20 protein-coding genes, 1 tRNA gene and 1 pseudogene are annotated in these 19819 nt (G+C 53.3%); 10 read left to right on the top strand and 12 right to left on the bottom strand.

What is annotated here, in order from left to right:
* Positions 1–50 precede the first annotated feature (50 nt).
* Complete coding sequence (locus IM313_RS09540; protein WP_192971868.1) at positions 51–620, bottom strand: TetR/AcrR family transcriptional regulator; 570 nt, start codon at positions 618–620, stop codon at positions 51–53.
* 186 nt (positions 621–806) lie between these two features.
* Here IM313_RS09540 and IM313_RS09535 point away from each other — a divergent pair, with 186 nt between their 5' ends.
* The 5 genes from IM313_RS09535 to IM313_RS09515 all read left to right on the top strand — a co-directional run bounded on the left by IM313_RS09535 (position 807) and on the right by IM313_RS09515 (position 4495).
* The gene (locus IM313_RS09535) at positions 807–1226 is read left to right on the top strand and encodes a GNAT family N-acetyltransferase (protein ID WP_063155222.1); all 420 of its coding nucleotides are present in this window, start codon (positions 807–809) and stop codon (positions 1224–1226) included.
* A 147-nt stretch (positions 1227–1373) separates the two neighbouring features.
* Positions 1374–2174, top strand: coding sequence for a lipoprotein NlpA (gene nlpA / locus IM313_RS09530; protein ID WP_192971839.1), 801 nt, complete (start codon positions 1374–1376; stop codon positions 2172–2174).
* Between the two features lie 122 nt (positions 2175–2296).
* On the top strand, positions 2297–3076 hold the full coding sequence (locus IM313_RS09525; protein WP_192971838.1) for an MBL fold metallo-hydrolase: 780 nt from the start codon (positions 2297–2299) through the stop codon (positions 3074–3076).
* A gap of 26 nt (positions 3077–3102) precedes the next feature.
* On the top strand, positions 3103–4056 hold the full coding sequence (locus IM313_RS09520) for a GlxA family transcriptional regulator (protein ID WP_192971837.1): 954 nt from the start codon (positions 3103–3105) through the stop codon (positions 4054–4056).
* A 109-nt stretch (positions 4057–4165) separates the two neighbouring features.
* Positions 4166–4495 carry a hypothetical protein gene (locus IM313_RS09515; protein ID WP_041911688.1) on the top strand — a complete coding sequence of 110 codons (330 nt, stop codon included), beginning with the start codon at positions 4166–4168 and terminating at the stop codon, positions 4493–4495.
* Here the strand turns inward: IM313_RS09515 and IM313_RS09510 are convergent.
* The 5 genes from IM313_RS09510 to IM313_RS09490 all read right to left on the bottom strand — a co-directional run bounded on the left by IM313_RS09510 (position 4473) and on the right by IM313_RS09490 (position 8994).
* Positions 4473–5462: a DUF4225 domain-containing protein gene (locus IM313_RS09510; RefSeq protein WP_370528752.1), complete on the bottom strand. Its 990-nt coding sequence runs from the start codon at positions 5460–5462 to the stop codon at positions 4473–4475. The two genes, IM313_RS09515 and IM313_RS09510, sit on opposite strands and share 23 nt — an antisense overlap.
* Positions 5463–6551 carry an AAA family ATPase gene (locus IM313_RS09505; RefSeq protein ID WP_192971836.1) on the bottom strand — a complete coding sequence of 363 codons (1089 nt, stop codon included), beginning with the start codon at positions 6549–6551 and terminating at the stop codon, positions 5463–5465.
* Between the two features lie 145 nt (positions 6552–6696).
* On the bottom strand, positions 6697–7656 hold the full coding sequence (locus IM313_RS09500) for a DUF523 and DUF1722 domain-containing protein (RefSeq protein ID WP_041911685.1): 960 nt from the start codon (positions 7654–7656) through the stop codon (positions 6697–6699).
* Between the two features lie 102 nt (positions 7657–7758).
* Entirely contained in the window at positions 7759–8169 is a 411-nt protein-coding gene (gene uraH / locus IM313_RS09495) for a hydroxyisourate hydrolase (RefSeq protein WP_028014995.1), read from the bottom strand.
* A 99-nt stretch (positions 8170–8268) separates the two neighbouring features.
* The gene (locus IM313_RS09490) at positions 8269–8994 is read right to left on the bottom strand and encodes a MerR family transcriptional regulator (RefSeq protein ID WP_192971835.1); all 726 of its coding nucleotides are present in this window, start codon (positions 8992–8994) and stop codon (positions 8269–8271) included.
* A gap of 117 nt (positions 8995–9111) precedes the next feature.
* Here IM313_RS09490 and IM313_RS09485 point away from each other — a divergent pair, with 117 nt between their 5' ends.
* Both IM313_RS09485 and IM313_RS09480 read left to right on the top strand, forming a co-directional pair.
* Entirely contained in the window at positions 9112–9636 is a 525-nt protein-coding gene (locus IM313_RS09485; protein ID WP_192971834.1) for a lipocalin family protein, read from the top strand.
* 248 nt (positions 9637–9884) lie between these two features.
* On the top strand, positions 9885–10328 hold the full coding sequence (locus tag IM313_RS09480) for an acetyltransferase (protein ID WP_192971833.1): 444 nt from the start codon (positions 9885–9887) through the stop codon (positions 10326–10328).
* A 33-nt stretch (positions 10329–10361) separates the two neighbouring features.
* Here the strand turns inward: IM313_RS09480 and IM313_RS09475 are convergent, their stop codons facing one another.
* The 4 genes and pseudogenes from IM313_RS09475 to IM313_RS09460 form a co-directional block, all read right to left on the bottom strand.
* The gene (locus tag IM313_RS09475; RefSeq protein WP_226837538.1) at positions 10362–10946 is read right to left on the bottom strand and encodes a hypothetical protein; all 585 of its coding nucleotides are present in this window, start codon (positions 10944–10946) and stop codon (positions 10362–10364) included.
* 10 nt (positions 10947–10956) lie between these two features.
* On the bottom strand, positions 10957–11436 hold the full coding sequence (locus IM313_RS09470; RefSeq protein ID WP_041911682.1) for a type VI secretion system tube protein Hcp: 480 nt from the start codon (positions 11434–11436) through the stop codon (positions 10957–10959).
* Between the two features lie 211 nt (positions 11437–11647).
* Positions 11648–12343, bottom strand: coding sequence for a hypothetical protein (locus IM313_RS09465; RefSeq protein ID WP_192971832.1), 696 nt, complete (start codon positions 12341–12343; stop codon positions 11648–11650).
* A 417-nt stretch (positions 12344–12760) separates the two neighbouring features.
* Positions 12761–13026: pseudogene (locus tag IM313_RS09460) on the bottom strand (SymE family type I addiction module toxin).
* 128 nt (positions 13027–13154) lie between these two features.
* Between IM313_RS09460 and IM313_RS09455 the strand changes: the two are divergent.
* On the top strand, positions 13155–13316 hold the full coding sequence (locus IM313_RS09455; RefSeq protein WP_192971831.1) for a YlcI/YnfO family protein: 162 nt from the start codon (positions 13155–13157) through the stop codon (positions 13314–13316).
* A gap of 478 nt (positions 13317–13794) precedes the next feature.
* On the opposite strand, the gene IM313_RS09450 is transcribed toward IM313_RS09455, so the two are convergent.
* A tRNA-Sec gene (locus IM313_RS09450) sits at positions 13795–13889 on the bottom strand.
* 289 nt (positions 13890–14178) lie between these two features.
* Here IM313_RS09450 and IM313_RS09445 point away from each other — a divergent pair.
* Both IM313_RS09445 and yicI read left to right on the top strand, forming a co-directional pair.
* Positions 14179–15570, top strand: a complete 1392-nt coding sequence (locus IM313_RS09445) for a glycoside-pentoside-hexuronide family transporter (protein ID WP_192971830.1) — start codon at positions 14179–14181, stop codon at positions 15568–15570.
* A 12-nt stretch (positions 15571–15582) separates the two neighbouring features.
* Positions 15583–17901 (top strand): alpha-xylosidase, encoded by a 2319-nt coding sequence (yicI, locus tag IM313_RS09440; protein ID WP_192971829.1) that lies wholly within the window; start codon positions 15583–15585, stop codon positions 17899–17901.
* Between the two features lie 110 nt (positions 17902–18011).
* Here yicI and IM313_RS09435 read toward each other — a convergent pair whose 3' ends face one another.
* Positions 18012–19700 carry an AsmA family protein gene (locus IM313_RS09435; RefSeq protein WP_192971828.1) on the bottom strand — a complete coding sequence of 563 codons (1689 nt, stop codon included), beginning with the start codon at positions 19698–19700 and terminating at the stop codon, positions 18012–18014.
* Positions 19701–19819 lie beyond the last annotated feature (119 nt).

Raw genomic sequence — 19819 nt, 5'->3', positions numbered from 1 at the left:
GAAATGTTAAGTTGGGAAATTACTTATTCCCGCTAATTATTCACATGCGATTACTTCGCAGAGAAAAGCATATTTAAAATATTCTGATAGATAGGCTCTAATTGTTCTGATGGTACTTTTAAAGGCGTGAGTCGACGGTAAATCGTGCCTTCGATCATCACCGCGGTAATTTCCACGCAGCAGCGAATATGTTCATCGCTCAGATGGGGAAATTGTTTTTTCAGGTGCGCACAGGCATTGGTAAACATCCGGGCATCGGCTGCGATCATCATGGCCGCCACCTGCGGGTTACGGGTCGCCTCGGCAGACATTTCGAGCATCAACGCATCGTCGTCTTCGTTGAGCGTCTGACGCCAGGCGAGCGCCTGCGGCATCCCTTCCACCACCGTTTTGTCCTGCATCCCTTCGATGCGTGAGTCGATAATGCGGCGGATCATCTCTTCAATAATCGCGTCTTTGTTACTGAAATAACGGTAAATTTGCCCGACACTAAGCTTCGCCTCACTGGCAATTTGCGACATGCTGGCGGCGTGAAATCCGCTGGCGCGAAAGCAGCGACGCGCGGCGGTGATGATTTCGTCCTGACGTTGTTTTTGTCGTTCTTCCAGCTTTGTGCTCATCATCGTCTACCGTGTAAAAGTGAGAATGATCGTTCTCAGTATACGTTTTAGGTGCGTATTGGAAAGGCTTTTTTTATTTAGTTATTGAGTGAATGTTTCTGTATTAAAAAAATGGAGGAAATTAGGAGTTTTTATGAAGGTTAAGCTGTGAGATATTCAAATTGCGCGGAAAATAAGGAGAGGAATATGCACCTGAGCATTACTTATAATGTAACACCCGCAGAAAAAGAAGAGCTATTTGTGGGGTTAAGAGCCTATAACGGACAGTTTATCGATCTGACAAACTTTAGCGGCGACATTGGCGTTTATGTACGAGACGATAAAGGCGTCATGCTCGGCGGGCTCATTGGGGTGCGTAAAGGTGACTGGCTGAATATCGATTTTCTCTGGGTCAGCGACACCGTGCGGGGTACCGGCGTGGGCAGCCAGCTTATCAAAACGGCGGAAGATGAAGCCAGACGCAAAGGCTGCAAGCATGCGCTGGTGGATACCGTCAGCTTCCAGGCGCGTCCGTTCTATGAAAAACAGGGGTACCAGCTGCAGATGTCTTTGCAGGATTATCCGTACCCGGGCATGCAGCGACATTACCTGGCGAAAGTCCTTTAAGCTCTGAATCCGTAGGCCGGGTAAGCGCAGCGTCACCCGGCCATACCCGCATATAACTTATCCTTCTTATTGATTCTTTTTCGTTTTTTATTTCACCGCCTCGTTGTCGATATAGTCACTACAACATTCAGCAAAAGGAACTGTCTCGTGAAACGTCGATTGGGTGCTCTGGTTCTCGCTGGCCTGCTGCTGGCAGGGTGCGATCAAAGTGGCAGCGATGCCAAACACATAAAAGTGGGCGTCATCAACGGCGCTGAACAGGACGTGGCGGAAGTCGCCAAAAAGGTGGCAAAAGAAAAATATGGCCTGGACGTGGAGCTGGTCGGCTTCAGCGGCTCGCTATTGCCCAACGATGCCACTAACCAGGGAGAGCTGGATGCCAACGTCTTCCAGCATCGCCCGTTCCTTGCAGAAGATAACAAGGCGCATGGCTACAAGCTGGTCGCCGTGGCCAACACCTTTGTTTTCCCGATGGCCGGCTATTCCCACAAAATCAAATCCGTCTCTGACCTGAAGGACGGGGCGACTATCGCCATTCCAAACGATCCGACCAACCTTGGCCGCGCGCTGCTGCTGCTGCAAAAAGAGAAGCTCATCACCCTGAAGCCGGACACCGGGCTGCTGCCGACGGCGCTGGATATTACCGCCAACCCTAAGCAGCTGAAAATCATGGAACTGGAAGGGGCACAGCTGCCGCGCGTGCTGGACGACCCGAAAGTGGATGTCGCCATCATCAGCACTACCTATATTCAGCAAACAGGGCTATCGCCGGTGCATGACAGCGTCTTTATTGAAGATAAAAACTCGCCGTACGTGAACATCGTGGTGACGCGCGAAGACAACAAAGACGCGGAGAACGTGAAGGCGTTTATCCAGTCCTATCAGTCACCGGAAGTGGCGAAAGCGGCAGAGACGATCTTTAACGGCGGGGCGGTGCCAGGCTGGTAAAGGTGCCGGCAGAAAACGCGGTGATGAAAATGGCCCGATTCCATCGGTAATCCCCCTTTAGCCCACAGCACCAATTGTGACGGCTGGCTATCCTCCTTATCACACCAACCGGAGGATAGCCCATGAACATTACCCAAATTCGCAATGCCACCCTGCTGATTACCTACGCCGGAAAACGCCTTTTAATCGACCCGATGCTGGCCTCGAAAGGCGCTTATCCGGGCTTTCCCGGTACGGCGCATGCCGAACGCCGTAACCCGACGGTCGAACTCCCTGTCGATGTCAATACGCTGCTTGACGCTGACGCGGTGATCGTCACCCATACCCATGACGATCACTGGGATCGCACCGCGGCAGAGCTGATCGCCAAAGACAAACCGATCTACGTGCAAAACGATCGTGACGCCGCGCTGCTGCGCAGCCAGGGATTTACCAACCTGACGATCATGACCGACGAGACCACCTTTGGGGAGGTTCGGATTGCGAAAACGTACGGCGGCCAGCACGGGACCGATCGCGCTTACGCCGTGCCAGAACTGGCGGAGCGGCTGGGCGAGGCCTGTGGCGTGGTGCTGCGTCATCCTGATGAGAAGACGCTCTATCTTGCCGGGGATACCATCTGGCGCGAAGAGGTGGCAGCCGATCTGCAAAAACACCAGCCGGATGTGGTGGTACTGAACGCCGGTTATGCCCACGTCATCGGCTTTGGGCCCATTATTATGGGGCAGGAAGATGTGCTTAACGTCCATTTCCTGCTGCCGCAGGCTAAAATCGTCGCGAGCCACATGGAGGCGATTAACCACTGCCTGTTGACCCGCAGCGCGCTGCGTGAGTACGTCGAAGCCAACCAGGTGAGCGATGTGGTGAGCATTCCCCAGGATGGCGAAACCGTTATATTCTGAGTGCGTTAACGGGAAAGGAGAGACAGATGTCGCTAATCAACGTCGCGATTGTCGCGGTAGACGGGTTCAGCCCGTTCCACTACTCCGTTCCCTGCATTCTGTTTGGTGATTCGGTCTCCGGCGAAAAGCGCTTTAACGTGACGATCTGCGCCGAAACGCCGGGGTTTCTTACCTCAAAAGACGGGTTTGCCCTCAACGCCACGCAGGATTACACCGCCATCGGGCAGGCCGACATTGTTGTCGTTCCCTACTGGCAGCACGTCCTTCAACGGCCGCCTCAGGCGCTGCTCGACAGCCTGGTGTTGGCGAGAGACAACGGCGCGGAAATTGTCGGCCTGTGTCTGGGGTCGTTTGTGCTGGCCTGGGCGGGGATCCTCGACGGTAAACGGGCCGCCACCCACTGGGAGTTTGAACATCACTTCCAGTCGCTCTTTCCGAACGTCCAGCTGGATATCAATGCCCTCTACGTGGATGACGGCAATATCATCACCTCTGCCGGTACCGCGGCTGCGCTGGACTGCTGCCTGTACATCATTCGCCAGCGTTTTGGCAGCGTCGTCGCCAACCAGATTGCCCGTCGGATGATTGTACCGCCCCATCGCGAGGGCGGGCAGGCGCAGTTCATCGCCCAGCCGGTTCCGAAAGATACCCGTGACGCACGTATTAACTGCCTGATCGACTACCTGCAGCAGCACATCACCGAACCGCATAGTCTGGACTCGCTGGCGGAGGTGGTTTCGATGAGCCGCCGCACGCTGACTCGTCATTTTGTTAAAGCCACGGGGATGAGCGTCGCCGACTGGCTTACCGCCGAACGCCTGCGGCGCAGCCAGATTTTGCTTGAAGCCGGAAATATGCCCGTTGAGAGCGTGGCGGAGCTGGTGGGATTTAATTCCGCCGTCACCTGGCGACAGCAGTTTAAGGCGCGCTTTAAACACCGTAATCTATTATTTTCTACTTTAGCGCCAGTGTCTTTTTAGCGTGGTCCTGTTTTTTTTGCTGAAAATGCTGATGTATCAGACGGGTTACAAGACGCATCTCTTCCGGTTAAGATATTGCACGTTACTTTCCAGAAGAAAAGGTAGTGGCATGAACAATATTGAAACGCAGTTACTTGAATCAGGTTTCACCGTAAAAGAGTTAGCGTATCTGAACCGAAACATCAGTCGTTATGGTTCATCCTTGCTCGAGGTCGTGCTTGAGTTAGGTAAGCGATTTATCATGGTTCTGTGTATTACTGCGGCTGTGGCTCTGATTTTCCTGGCGCTTATTTTTTTCGCTGAACATTACAATCTTGTTTCCGGGGGCATCTCTCTTTTCATCGTGTTGGCGATTGTCTGGTTTTTTCAACCCCCGGTCATTACCTACAAAGCCTGGCGCTACAGAAAGAAATACATTAGTTCTGGCCAGACGCATTAGAAATTAAATCAAACGAGACTTTTGCAGAGACACCCCAGCCGACAATTTTCATAGTGAGCGCTGCGCGATTCATACCGTCTACCTTGCGGTAGAAATCCAGCGGGAGATAGCGAAACAGACGCCATGATTCGGGTTTTCGGATGGCGCCAAATACCGTATAGACGCTTGCTGCCAGGCTTACGCTGTTGAAGACTCCCAGTGCTGATTCACGTTTAAATCCCATAAACTGAGCGATATCCATGACGCCATCTGCCAGCATACCTTCAGAATTTGGTTGATGTTGAAGCGTTCTGTTAATTTCTTTTGAAATAGCATTTGCACCATCCATAACCAGAATCGCTCCTGCAAGCGCACCCACTGGATTCATTGTCATCATTGCACCAACGCCTGCAACAATCTGTAACCCAGAAAGTACAACCTTTATCGACGAGATAAAGTAACCGATGACTTTGTTATTTTCTTTAACCAGTTCAATCTGAGCAAAAAGCTGAGCTGTACGTGAGCGAAGCATTCTGCTTTGATCAAGAAGACTTTCGTTCTCAGCCCGGATGTTTTTCAGGCATTCCATGCACTCATCATGACTTCTGGCCGCCCGGGTAGCGCTAAACTGTTGCATTACAAATTGCCGAATATCATCCATAAATTTAATTCGTGCGAGTCCGTCGCTGAGATGTTGCCCTCCGACAATATTCGCAGTATTGATAAGCTTTCGGGCTTCAAGGTTAATCATTGTTTCAGCCCATGCACGGGTGTTCTGACCAGGGAAAAGTGCAATATCCATTTTAATTTTCTCATCTGATAACCAATGTTTACAGATTATCCAGCCAGCAGAAACTGACAACAATAAATTGGATAATGTATCGCGAGCCCTGAATTCGCTGAAGCATATACCTGCGGAAATCATCATCGTCGTTGATGGCGACCATGAGAGGGATGACTGGAGAAAAGTAATAAAGGAAACAAACACTTACCCCAGCCTCTCCACCCTCGTCTCCCCCTCCGCCATCGACAGTTGATACAGGGAAAACGATCTGTGCTTCTCAATCAACGTCGCCAGCTCCGGCGAGTGGCTGGTGAGCCAGATCTGCGAGTAGCGGCTGGCCTCGGCGATTAAGCTCGCCAGGGCGGGCAGCATCTGTGGGTGCAGGCTGTTTTCCGGTTCGTTCAATGCGATAAACGCCGGCGGGCGCGGGCTTAACAGCGCCACCGCCAGGCACAGAAAGCGCAGGGTGCCGTCGGAGAACTCCGCCGGTTCCAGCGGCCTGCTCAGCCCCTCGCGCTGCATCATCATGCGAAAATGTCCGCCGCTGTTGTCGCTGTAAAACACGCAGCCGGGGAAGGCCTGGTCAAGGATACGCATCAGCAGCAGCTCGTCGCCAATCTCCACGATAGTCTGAAACGCCGCTGCCAGGTTAGCGCCGTCGCTGGCCAGCACCGGGGAGCGGAAACCAACCTGCGGAGCGCGCATCGCCGAGCCGATTGATACAGAAAACTCATGATAAAATCGCCAGTTACGCAGGGACTCGCGCATTTGCGACACTTCCGGGTAAAGGTGCGGTTCGCCGAGTTGTCCGAATACCGATTCGTTCTCGTACAGCGTGCCGCTGTGGGTCACTTTCTCGTGATGCACGTTGTTCAGAAACACGGCCTGATTCCTGCGCTTCATCAGCTGTGACGACGGTCGACGGTGCTGGCCGCTCAGCCAGATGGACTCCTCTTTGATCACCGGGTCGAGCTGAAACTGTGAGGGATACGGCAGCTTCTCCACAAAACCGACCTGCAGTTCGTATTCGTAGGTCTCAGTTTCTACCGCCAGATTCATCCGCCGCAGCTGGTCGCTGCGGGTTTTGCCTGCCCAGAACACCTTCAGAATGCCGCCCTCGTTCGCCAGCGCCTGGGAAAACTGCCCTTGCGCGGCGCTGTGCATCAGGTGTATCGCCTTGTAAATATTGGATTTCCCGGTACCGTTCGGCCCGAAGACGATGTTGAGCTGCTCCAGCTCCAGCGACATCTCGCGGATGGAGCGGTAGTTTTGTATGTGCAGGGTGTTGATCACAGGCAGGCCCCTTTTGCAGAATAAGCCTGTATATAATCACAGTCTTTAAGATGAAATGCAAAAAAGAGACGACAGTGAGGATGTCGTCTAAACGGGGTACTGCTTTGGGCCTCTATGGGTCAATGGGGCCTTCGCATTTTTTTCATCACTTGACTGCCAGACGCAGACCCAAATCATCAGGATAGGGATCAAAGTAGTTTTGCGTCATCAGATACCGGTCGGGGTATTCGGCCAGGTAGTGCTTCAGCAGCGTGATCGGCGCGAGGATAGGCAACTGTCCGTTGCGATAATGCAGGATCACATCGCGCAGCTCGCCGCGCTGGCGGGTGTTGAGCTGGTTACGAAAATAGCCCTGAATATGCATCAGCACGTTGGTGTGATTCTTCCGCGAGGCGGGTTTTTTCAGGATGGTCATCAGCTTTTCCCGGTACGCCACGAAGAAAGCGTCCAGGTCTTCCCACTCGTGCAGCGAGGCAACGAACGGGCCGATTTCGCGGTAACCCGCCTGATGGTGCGCCAGCAGCTGAAGCTTATAGCGGCTGTGGAAGTCCAGCAGCGCGCGGCGGGTCAGGCCATTTTTACGTAGCGTGTTGAGTTCGTGCAGCGCAAAAACGCGCTCGACGAAGTTTTCCCGCAGCACCGGGTCGTGCAGGCGTCCATCCTCTTCAACGGGCAGCCACGGCAAGGTTTCAAGGAGGGCGGCGGTGAACAGCCCGACCCCCTCCTTGCGGCCCCGGTTGCCGTTTTCATCGTACAGCCGCACGCGTTCCATGCCGCAGCTTGGGGATTTTGCACAGACAACAAAGCCTGCGAGGTCGCCGATTTTCGGCAAATAATCTGCCGCAAAGTCGGCCATTTTCTGCGTAACGTCTTCGTGAGGCGCGTGGCTGAAGCGCATCTGCGTTTCACCGTCTGTCGTGACGATCAGACGCAGCGCCGGGCGAGGCGTCGGCAGGCCGATGGCCATCTCCGGGCAGACGGGCCTGAAATTCACCCACTGGGCCAGCTCATCCATGATGAAGCCCATGCGCTTATGTCCGCCGTCAAAGCGAACGGCGGATCCGGTCAAACATCCGCTAATACCGAGCACAGGTTTCGTTGTCATGGTGTAGTCCTCCCGTTCATATAACTAAAACTTACACAACATGACTAATTTGTCCAAGTATTCGCGGAACTATTTTTTATAATCCTTTAAAATCAATGCGTCTTAACTGCCCTTGTAGGTCGAGTAGCCGTACTGGCTAAGCAGAAGTGGGATGTGCAGCTTCTCGTTGGTGCGGGTCACGGTAAACAGCACCGGGATCTCCGGGAAGAAGGTATCCAGCTTTTTGCCGTGGAAATACTCTGCGGTTTTAAAGGTTACTTTGTACACGCCAGGCTGCATGTCCTGATCCTGCGGATAGAGCGATTTGATACGGCCATCCTGGTCGGTTTTGCCGCTGGCAACCTGAGTCCATTTGTCCTGCTGCTGCTTCTCCAGCGTAACGGTAACGTCTGATGGCGGCATTCCGGTTTGCTGGTCAAGAATGTGGACGCTTAGCGTGCCGGCAGGGGCGCTAAAGGCGGCAGGGGCAAAGGCCATCGAGGCCAGGATCAGCAGAGGGGCAGTTTTTTTCATGGTGTTTTCCTGTTGAGTTATTCGTCACAGGAAAACGTTAGCATCTGCGGCGCGGGAAAATATTCAACTTTTCGTGAAGATTCCCGCAGGAGAAAATTATCAGAGGATAATCACTTCAAGCGATACCTGCTGCTGCCACTGCTCCACCTGCTTTTTCCGCCCGGCGGTGAGCTTGCCGCTGGTGACCAGCAGCCATTTCCGCTCCGGGAAAATCTCCGGTGCCAGCGCGTCAGGGGGAGCCGGCAGGATGTCGATGCGGTGGCCCTGCCCGGTGCGCGTTAGGGCTTCGAGCCAGATCTCGCATGGGTCGTTCAGGTGCCAGCCGCTGAGCAGAATATTGTCGCCCGGCGCTTTTTTATCGCCTTCGAGGCAAAACGAGGTGTAGGCGATGATGATGCCGTCGAGGATCGCGCGCAGGGTCATGGCGGCGGCGACGTTAGCCGAGACCTGGCTGCGCAGCGGACGCAGAACGTTCGCGACCAGTTCCGGCCTTGGGTACTCGCGCCCGGCGTCGTAAATCATCTGGCGCAGGGACTCGACTTTGCCGTCCTGCAGGCGTTGCAGCATGCTCTGCTGCAGCGTTTGCCAGTTGTTGGTCCGCCCCGGCGTCGGGCGTTCCAGCAGCGGTTTGACCTGGCCGATCGGGACGCCTTTTTTTACCCAGTCGAGGATTTTGAGCGCCTGCTGGACGTCCTCATCGCTGTACTGGCGGTGGCCGCCTTCCGTGCGCTGTGGCTTGAGTAAACCGTAGCGACGCTGCCACGCCCGCAGGGTGGTGGCGGTGATGCCGCTGAGTCTGGCGAATTCGCCGATGGAGTAAGCCATGTCCGTGTCCAGGGTGGAGGAATACTCTCAATATACTACGAATTTTCCCGAACGGGATGAAGCGCCAAAACGGTGCACTACACTTAACTTCCTACCGTGCAAATGAAAGGAATTCTCATGAAGCTATGGCCTGTTGTGACCGGTGTTGCGATTGCCCTGACGCTGGTCGCCTGTAAATCCCCCACGCCGCCGAAAGGCGTGCAGCCTATTACCAACTTTGACGCCAGCCGCTATCTCGGCAAATGGTACGAAGTCGCCCGTCTGGAAAACCGCTTTGAACGCGGTCTGGAACAGGTGACGGCGACCTACGGCGAGCGCAGCGACGGCGGCATCAGCGTGCTTAACCGGGGTTACGACCCGGTGAAGAACAAGTGGAACGAGAGCGAAGGGAAAGCGTACTTCACCGGCGAGCCGACCACCGCCGCGCTGAAGGTCTCCTTCTTCGGCCCGTTCTACGGCGGCTATAACGTCATTAAGCTGGACGATAAGTACCAGTACGCGCTGGTCAGCGGCCCGAACCGCGACTACCTGTGGATCCTGTCGCGCACGCCGACCATTCCGGATGCGGTGAAGCAGGATTACCTGAACACCGCGCGCAGTCTGGGCTTCCGGGTTGATCAGCTGGTATGGGTGAAGCAGTAAAAATCGTGCTTTCTTCCTTGGGCATTACTGGCTCGCCTGGATAGACTTCCGTTAAAAGCCCAACGGAGAAAGACGGCATGAACTGGCGAGCGGAGCTGCCATCCCTGCGGGGAGCGTCACAGCAGCTACAGGATATTCACCTTGCGGCAGGCGTGCCGATGGAAAACGTCACCGTAGGGATGGGGTGATGGGGAACAGATTGTAAAGAGTGGATTGAAATAGTTCGGTTTTCTAATCATGATCCCCCCATGAAAATAGAAACCGCACTCCCCATACACTTTGAACGTCTGGTCGCGATCTGGGAATCTTCCGTTCGCGCCACCCATCACTTTTTACAGGAAAGCGATATTGCGGCGCTGCGCCCGTTATTGCTTAACGCCTATCTGCCTAACCTCAAGGTCGTGATAGCTCGCGATGACGCAGGCGTTATTTACGGCTTTTTGGGCGTGGATGAAAACCGCATTGAAATGCTTTTTGTGGATGACGCGAGCCGAGGGAAGGGCGTTGGGAAATTGCTGCTAAAACACGCCATCGCCGAGTTTGGCGTAAACGAAGTGGACGTGAATGAGCAGAACCCGCAGGGCGTCGCGTTTTATCGCCATATGGGGTTTGAGCAGGTCGGACGCTCGGAACTGGACGGGCAGGGAAATCCGTTTCCGTTGTTGCATATGCGGTTGGGTGGACAGGCTTAACTCCCCGTTCCTGTGGAAGAGGGAGTCTGCGAACTAGTTGCTGGTAATTTGCCCGATGATTACACCACGCACTTTTTCGTCATCGAAGGAATAAGAGACTGTATTACTCTGGATGAATCCATCCTGCACTGGCGTCTCATGATAAAAGAGCATCGCTTTCTTTGTGGCGAGCTCCTTATTACCGAACAGTTTAACTAAATTCCCGTGAGTAGCATTCAACAATGGAACATTAGCGACTGAGACTCTGACTGGTTCCGTTGTTTTTGCACACTCTTTATGAATCCCATCCCTGGCTATGGCTAGTGCCGTTAGCAATCCTGCACCCATTTCGTTATCCGAGATGAACCAGTAATTCGTGCCATCGTCGTCATGGAGGCAGATCCAGCGCGCGGAACGGTCTTTCTCAATGGGTGAACCGGTGATGTCTGACAGGTGAGTAACCTTCATTTGTACGGTTTTCTTACCGATGGTAATAGTGGGATAGAGGGGCACTTCTGTGGGTTCTTCTGGTGTTGTTACATCATCCTGATAATACCTGGCTGCGAAGCCGGACATTTGGGCTGATGCTGCATTTTGAACAAGGAAAAGGAGTGCAGCCAAAATTAGCAGTACTTTCATTTTAGATACCCTAATACGTAGCACGGTTATTCCATTCGTCAGTGTAGAGAACGTTCCCGTCGCAATGCTTCCATGTAATCTTCTCGTACCTGAGTTGAATCTCTTCTAGATGCGTGCTCGTCAAGCCGGTGGGATGCAGCAGGGGTGATATTGAGGTGATCTTTACGTTCTCCATTATCATATTGAAATACTCACTCTCAATACCATGGTCAAGAATTCGATACATTTTCAAAACTGCTTTTTGGAATGTTCTTCCTTCACACATAGCACGGTACAAAACAGGCGTTGCAGCATCAAATTCCTTATGCAAGGTTAAGGGGGAATGAACTCTCGTGCCTGTCAAGCGACCAGTATTCGCGCTCTCAGGGATCCATACCTGATGGTTAACTGAACGGATTTCAAACGATCCTAATCTCGCTGGCAGTAATGATGGACCAACGATGGGCGAACCATTTTCATCAAACAACCACAGATGTGCGGGAATTGACATAATTTACTCCTGTTAAATAGTAATTATCTCTTTTTACGTAAAAGGATATAGAGGCCTACAATAACTACAATTGACCATATTGCATTCATTGCGATTTTTTCCGGTAACCAGGTTACGGCAAATAATGCAAATATTATGACGAATAGAAGTGGTATTGCGCCTCTCAGGAAGAATATGAATTGGCCTTTTAACCAGTCTTTAATAGCTTTAATCATCCCTTTATCATCCTTGAAATCGCATATGCAATGTCGCTGTCTGAAGCATAAACTTGGTTAAGCATGGGGGATCTCGTTATTATGGGCTCAATCAAGAAAAACATCATTTCAAGTTCTTCCTGATAAAGTAGATTATAATAATAAGCATTATAGCTTTTTAGATGGTTTGCGCTTCTGGATGCCTGCTCAACGATGCCATAAACTTTTAAACCAAGAACAGCATAAGTAGAAAACGATGTAATCTTTTCTTTCATCCAAATGTTGGTATGAACACTACTACAGATTGCAATAGTTGCTGAATATATAAAAGCCTGGCTGGAGAGCATCGATGATGAAATTGATACACCTAAACGCATAAGATTTATTTGTATGTTATGTATTCTTTTTTCACTCTTGTTAATTAATAGGCTTTTAATATAAATATAAAGCATCTTATAGATAATGTCTCTGTGTTTTATTAACTGGACGATACCTGTCAAAAATCTTGAGTCTTCTTTGCGTAATCGTAAACATACATCCTGATAGTTTTCAGTAAAGCACGATAGCTGATAGCTTAATCGCGTTGCCCCATCATCTAACAGTTGCGCTTGCTTTAATACTTCATCTTTTACGCCTGTTAAGGCGTGATCTAACTTTTGTGCCAATATTTTATTCGCATCCATTGATGTTATTAATGAGTCGCTATAATACATATTGCATCTTTTAACAGTAACCATAGGTACAAGTTTCTATTAATATTGTATTTCTGCTGTGATGCATATCGCAATAGTTTATACGTAATGAAAAATTCAGATATCTTAATCTTCGCATTATATTTGTCGTGAATAATTGTTGGCTATTAATTTAGATATTATATGAGCGTGAGAATGAGGGCGTTAGATCCGTTGCATATTAGTTTAATAGCCGTATGGCCGCTAAAGGCGAAACTGGGAGCCATGAGCTGAGCGTAACTACGAGTGTAGCTTTGAGATTGTAGTGATCACTCAGTGGAAATCTGATGTCACCTTTCCGGGCCAACTATCCGGAATTTCCGGATAGTTGAATGCTGATCAATGTCGCCATCAGAAATTCTATTTATGAGATGTTAGTTGATGGTTCGAACAGGGAGCTTAAATCGCTGCAAGCGCGTCCTCTATCTCAATGAGCGTTTATCCTGCAACCGCTTCCTGCTCGTTATACGCCACCAGAATGATACATCCTTTCATGACCTTTACAGTGACATGCTGTCCGGTATCAAACCCCGCCGCGCGCAGCTACTTGCCAGAAAGGATGATTTTCAGCGTCGATTTGTCGAAAACATTTGGGCTGTATCCCATAATCAACGAACGCTCGGTTCCGGATTGGTCGGTGTCTGGATAGAATGTGAATCAGTTATAATCAACTCATTGATAGTTGGTATGGTAGACGCCCTTTAGTGCTCCAACACTGCTGGGCGTTGTCAGGAATTTATAATCCATGTGGTAGGTACCACATGCGGAAAAACTAACCGAAGTGGTACCTACCATGCAAGAGAAAAACAAACCAAATTTTGACCGCACAAAGAGCACGATGAAAAACATCCGGTTCGAGGATGACCTTTTGGGGCAGATTGAGAAGGCTGCGGGGAAAGGGAATTTTAGTAAGTGGGTTAAAGAAGCTTGTAGGCTTAGGCTTATGAATAAGTAGCTATCATGGTTTTTAATTTGGTGATGATAATAAGGGAATAAATGATAAGTTATAGAACTATAATAAAAAACTTATCATTTATGATTATCCTGAAGTTTGCGATTAAAAAATGATTAAAAAACTTTTAACCAAATCTACTCTTAAATTTTTGCGAACTAACTCGACGCTGCATTTTACCATTGCAGTTGGGGCATAGATGTTGTTTCTTTCCTTGGATTTTCCATGTGTAATATTTTTTCTTGAAATAAGTTTGGCAGATATCACACCGTCTGGGCTTGAATATGGTACAAATAATAGCCATTAGAATCACCGCACCAATAATCCATTCCATTACAGCTTCCCTTAAATATTTTTTGAATAAGTAAAAGGATAACACTCAATATTCAAATGAATAATTGATCAAGCTCACATAAGGTGGTTGCAATAAGCGGTTCTATTTACGAGTGACGTTTTTTATTATCGAGGTGAATGACATTTTTGGCGGAAGATCACAGGAGTCGAACCTGCCCGGGAACGCTGGCGCCCCCAACTGGATTTGAAGTCCAGCCACCTCACCGGAGATGACGATCTTCCGCGCCTCGATTGCTACATGGAGGCGGGGCGCATTATAGCTACTTTCAGGCATTTACCACATACCCCACACCACTTTTTTCACCTCTCTTTTGACCTGTACCCCCCTGTTTCAGCTAATTCCTAAGAAAATCCTCAGGTTAGCCTTTTGTGCTCTCCAACATTTATCGCGATCACAAAAAACAAGAAACGTAATCTGCTAACCAGAAAACGCAATACCCGCCGTTGAAACAATGGTTTAAAACCAATGCAACCGGTCTCAGCGCCCCCTACAGCGTGAAGGATAAAAAATATGAGCGAAGTATTGTCAGTAAAAGAGAAGATTGGCTACGGTATGGGTGACGCCGCCAGCCACATCATTTTTGATAACGTCATGTTGTACATGATGTTTTTCTACACCGATATTTTCGGCATTCCCGCCGGGTTTGTCGGCACCATGTTCCTGCTGGCCCGCGCGCTGGATGCAATCTCTGACCCGTGCATGGGGCTGATTGCCGACCGCACCCGCAGCCGCTGGGGCAAGTTCCGCCCGTGGATTTTGTTCGGCGCCATCCCGTTCGGCATCGTCTGCGTGCTGGCCTACACCACACCGGACCTCAGCCTCAACGGCAAAATGGTTTACGCCGCCGTGACTTACACCCTGCTGACCCTGCTCTATACCGTGGTCAACATCCCCTACTGCGCGCTTGGCGGGGTAATCACCAGCGACCCGACGCAGCGTATCTCCCTTCAGTCCTGGCGCTTCGTGCTGGCGACGGCGGGTGGCATGCTCTCCACGGTGCTGATGATGCCGCTGGTGAACCTGATCGGCGGCGACGATAAGGCGTTCGGCTTCCAGGGCGGGATCGCCGTGCTGTCGGTGGTCGCGTTCCTGATGCTGGCGTTCTGCTTCTTCACCACCAAAGAGCGCATCCAGGTGCCGCCGAGCACCACCTCCATGCGGGAAGACCTGCGCGATATCTGGCAAAACGACCAGTGGCGCATTGTCGGCGTGCTCACCATCCTCAACATCCTCGCCGTCTGCGTGCGCGGCGGCGCGATGATGTACTACTGCACCTGGATCATGGGCTCGCCGGAGGTGTTCGTCGCGTTCCTCACCACCTACTGTGTCGGCAACCTGATCGGCTCCGCGCTGGCGAAACCGCTCACCGACTGGAAGTGCAAGGTCAGCATCTTCTGGTGGACCAACGCCGCGCTGGCGGTGGTCAGCGTGGCGATGTTCTTCGTACCGATGCATGCCACCGTGCTGATGTTCTCCTTTATCTTCGTTATCGGCGTGCTGCACCAGCTGGTGACGCCAATCCAGTGGGTAATGATGTCCGATACCGTCGACTACGGCGAATGGACCAACGGCAAACGCCTGACCGGCATCAGCTTTGCGGGCACGCTGTTCGTGCTGAAGCTCGGCCTGGCGCTGGGCGGGGCGATGATCGGCTGGATGCTGGCAGGCGGCGGCTACGACGCGGCGGCCAAAACCCAGAACAGCGCGACCATCAGCATCATTATCGGCCTGTTTACGCTGGCGCCGGCGATCTGCTACGTGCTGAGCGCCATTATCGCCAAACGCTACTACACGCTGAAAACCCCCTTCCTGACCAAAATCCTGCGCGAGCTGGCGCAGGGCGCGCGCCGCAATCAGCAGGATTTTGAAAACCTGCCGGTCAGCAAAGAATTGCAGAACTAAGAGGATGAAAGCATGAAAATCAGTGATGGAAACTGGCTTATTCAACCGGGCCTGAACGTGACCTATCCGGTTCAGGTGTTCGACGTGGAGCAGCAGGGCAATGACCTGGTGGTGTATGTTGCGCCGCGCGACGTGCGTGAGCGCACCTGGCAGCTCGACACGTTGATGTTCACGGTGCGCCTGTTTGCTCCACAGGAAGGGATTGTCGGGGTGCGCATCGAGCACTTCCAGGGCGCGCTGAACAGCGGCCCGCACTATCCGCTGAACGTTCTGAAAGACGTGAAGGTCGAGATTGAAAACAACGCCGAATTTGCCGAGCTGAAAAGCGGCAGCGTCAGCGTGCGCGTCACCAAAGGCGAGTTCTGGGCGCTGGATTTCCTGCGCAACGGCCAGCGCATTTCCGGCAGCCAGCTGAAAAACAACGGCTACGTGCAGGACAGTAACGCCGACCGTAATTACGTGTTCGAGCGTCTGGATCTGGGCGTGGGGGAAACAGTCTACGGCCTGGGCGAGCGCTTTACCGCGCTGGTGCGCAACGGCCAGACGGTCGAAACCTGGAACCGCGACGGCGGCACCAGCACCGAGCAGTCCTACAAAAATATCCCGTTCTACCTGACCAACCGCGGCTACGGCGTGCTGGTGAATCATCCGGAAAACGTCTCGTTTGAAGTCGGCTCCGAGAAAGTGTCAAAAGTGCAGTTCAGCGTGGAAGGGGAATATCTCGAGTATTTCGTGATCGACGGCCCGACGCCAAAAGAGGTATTAAACCGCTATACCCGCTTCACCGGGCGCCCGGCGCTGCCGCCTGCGTGGTCGTTCGGCCTGTGGCTCACCACCTCGTTCACCACCAACTACGACGAAGCCACGGTAAACAGCTTTATCGACGGCATGGCCGAGCGCGACCTGCCTCTGCACGTGTTCCACTTCGACTGCTTCTGGATGAAGGCCTTCCAGTGGTGCGACTTCGAGTGGGACCCGGTGACCTTCCCGGACCCGGAAGGGATGATCCGCCGCCTGAAAGAGAAAGGGCTGAAGGTCTGCGTGTGGATCAACCCGTATATCGGCCAGAAATCCCCGATTTTCCGCGAGCTGAAAGAGAAGGGCTATCTGCTCAAGCGTCCGGACGGCTCTCTGTGGCAGTGGGACAAATGGCAGCCGGGGCTGGCGATTTACGACTTCACTAATCCGGACGCATGCCGGTGGTATGCCGACAAGCTGAAAGGCCTGGTGGATATCGGCGTTGACTGCTTCAAGACCGACTTCGGCGAGCGTATCCCGACCGACGTGCAGTGGTTCGACGGGGCCGATCCGCAGAAGATGCACAACCACTACGCCTACATTTATAACGAACTGGTGTGGAACGTGCTGAAAGAGACCGTCGGCGAAGAGGAGGCGGTGCTGTTTGCCCGCTCGGCGTCCGTCGGAGCGCAACAGTTCCCGGTACACTGGGGCGGCGACTGCTACGCCAACTACGAGTCGATGGCGGAAAGCCTGCGCGGTGGGCTGTCGATTGGCCTGTCCGGCTTCGGGTTCTGGAGCCACGATATCGGCGGGTTCGAAAACACCGCTCCGGCGCACGTCTATAAACGCTGGTGCGCGTTCGGGCTGTTCTCCAGCCACAGCCGCCTGCACGGCAGCAAATCCTACCGCGTGCCGTGGGCGTACGATGACGAGTCCTGCGACGTGGTGCGCCACTTCACGCAGCTGAAGTGTCAGCTGATGCCGTACCTGTACCGTCAGGCGGCGCTGGCCCGCGAGTTCGGCACGCCGATGCTGCGTGCGATGATGCTGGAGTTCCCGGACGATCCGGCGTGTGATTACCTCGACCGTCAGTACATGCTGGGGGATTCCATGATGGTGGCGCCGGTGTTCTCCGAGGCGGGGGACGTGCAGTTCTACCTGCCGGAAGGCCGCTGGACCCACCTGTGGCACAACGACGAAATCCATGGCAGCCGCTGGCATAAGCAGCAGCACGATTTTATGAGCCTGCCGGTCTACGTGCGCGACAACACCCTGCTGGCGCTGGGTAACAATAACCAGAAGCCGGACTACGCGTGGAACGCGGGGACGGCCTTCCAGCTGTTTAACCTGGAGGATGGCGCAGCGGCGGTGAGCGAAGTGCCTGCGGCGGACGGTTCCGTGGCGTTTACGTTGAAGGCGTCACGTCGGGGCGACATTGTGACTTTTACCGGCGCGGGTGACGCGCAAAACTGGTCGGTGTGCTTGCGCAACGTGCAGAAGGTGAGTGGCGTGAAAGGCGGCTCGCACGCGGGCAGCGAGTGGGGTGTGGTGGTGAAAGCGGAGGGGGATGAGGTGGTGGTTCAGCTCTGAGGTGGAAAATGCCCGGTGGCGCTTCGCTTACCGGGCCTAAGGTAATTATGCGCTCTGATGTCCTCACCCTGACCCTCTCCCAAAGGGAGAGGGAACAAACATCAAAAACTTTATTGCACAGGCGTTGCAACCACGCCGCCCGTCATCGTCTGCTCTACCTGCTGCTTATCCATATTCACCGCGTTCAGCTTCCCATTTACCGTTGGCTTCAGCGGCGCACCGGCCTGCACGCTGCCGCTGGCGGTCACCTGAATATTGCCGTCGCCCGTAATCGGTAACGCAGGCCAGCCCCACTGCTGCAGCACGTTGAGCGGTACGCCGCGCCCGTTCAGGCTTACCGTGGTCTGCCGCTGCGGGAGCTGTGAAACCGTCGCCGTGGCTTCCAGAATACCTTTCTCGGTAAAGGCGCTCAGGTCGCTAATGTTCACCGTGGCGGCGTTGGCATTCAGCGCCAGCGACGGACGGCGCACGTCGACGCGGTTAAAGGTCGCCGCCGCGCCGTTTAATGTTGCGCTGCCGCCCCAGACGCCCCACTGGCGATCTTTCGCCAGCTGCAGGTTTGCTCCGTAGCCGTCCAGGGAGGTGATCTGCCACGGGAAGGCGGGATCGATGTCGATCACCAGGTTGCGGCTCAGGCCGAATTTTTGCAGCGTGACGCTGTTCAGCCATTCCGGCAGCGGCTCCATCCACAGCGTTTTCCAGTTTTCAGGAAGGGTGTACTCCAGCCCGGCGATGGCAACATCGTCCAGAACCAGCGCTTTACCGTCGCGCAGCCAGTTGCCGGACGTGCGCACCATACCGCCTTCCCAGCGGGAGGTGAACTGACGCAGCGCTATGCCCTGCGGGGAAAACTCCGCATTCAGGATCGGGTCAAACAGATGCAGCGAGCCGAAGATAAACTCGCTGGCGTTCATGGACAGGCGACCTTCCTGGCTCTGCCAGTCGCCTTTGCTGAGAGTCAGGTTGCGCAGGCTTAAGTCGAGATCGGTCACCGCCCAGTCCGGGCCCTGCAGGCGGGCATCGGTGACCTCCAGACGGCCAATTTGCAGGGAGGGGATGGTAGCCAGCGGCGCGAAGAACGCTTTCAGCGTTTTGTCGCTCTGCAGGCGGATCTCGTTCAGGCGCATGGTGTCGATTATCCAGCTTCCGTCAGCGTTACGCAGGGCGGAGCCGGTGAGCGAGCCACGGGCCATATCGGCACCAATCGTGTTCAGCACCACCTCCTTGCCGTTCAACTGGCCGTCGATTAGCACGTTAGTGGCCGGTACGCCGTTCAGGGTCAGCGAGCCGGCGCTCATCTGGATTTTCGCGTTTTTACCCAGCACGTTCCCGGCTTCTGGCTGCCATGGGCTGACGCCGCCCGTGACCTTCTGTGCGCTCAGATCCCATTCAGTATTCGGGCTGTTAAAGGCCATGTTGTTCAGCTGCAGACGATCGGCCTGGAAGGGCAGCGGCGCTGTTTGAGGCGAGAGATTCAGCGTGCCGTCGAACAGGGTGATAGTGCCCATGTGCAGCGGAGCGGTGATCTGACGGCTGCTCAGGCCAATATCGACTTTTTTGGCAACTAATGTGGCGGGTTTACCGTCCCGCCCAAAGGTGACATTTTCCAGAATGAGGTGGGAAGGCGATGAAAAGCGGTGATTCATCTTGTCGAAACTGAGTTCGTAGTCGGTATTCACCGTAATCCAGCTGCTGACTTGCGCCGCGCCCCAACGGGTCTGCAGCAAAATATAGAACGCCAGCAGCACAATAAGCAGGGCTACCAGAAGATAGACGAGTAGCTTTCCAATAAATTTCATGGTCTTCCATCCCGCGAAACGAACATAAGGGAGTTATGCACGATTTATGCGCAATGCTCAAGGCGGGAATGGTGTAATTAGATGTCACGGCAGGCATTGACTGCCTGCCGTGAGGGAGA

The organism is Enterobacter cloacae complex sp. P2B, assembly GCF_014895985.1.
GTDB classification, from domain to species: Bacteria; Pseudomonadota; Gammaproteobacteria; order Enterobacterales; family Enterobacteriaceae; genus Enterobacter; species Enterobacter bugandensis.
This window is presented reverse-complemented; position numbering and strand designations above follow the sequence as displayed.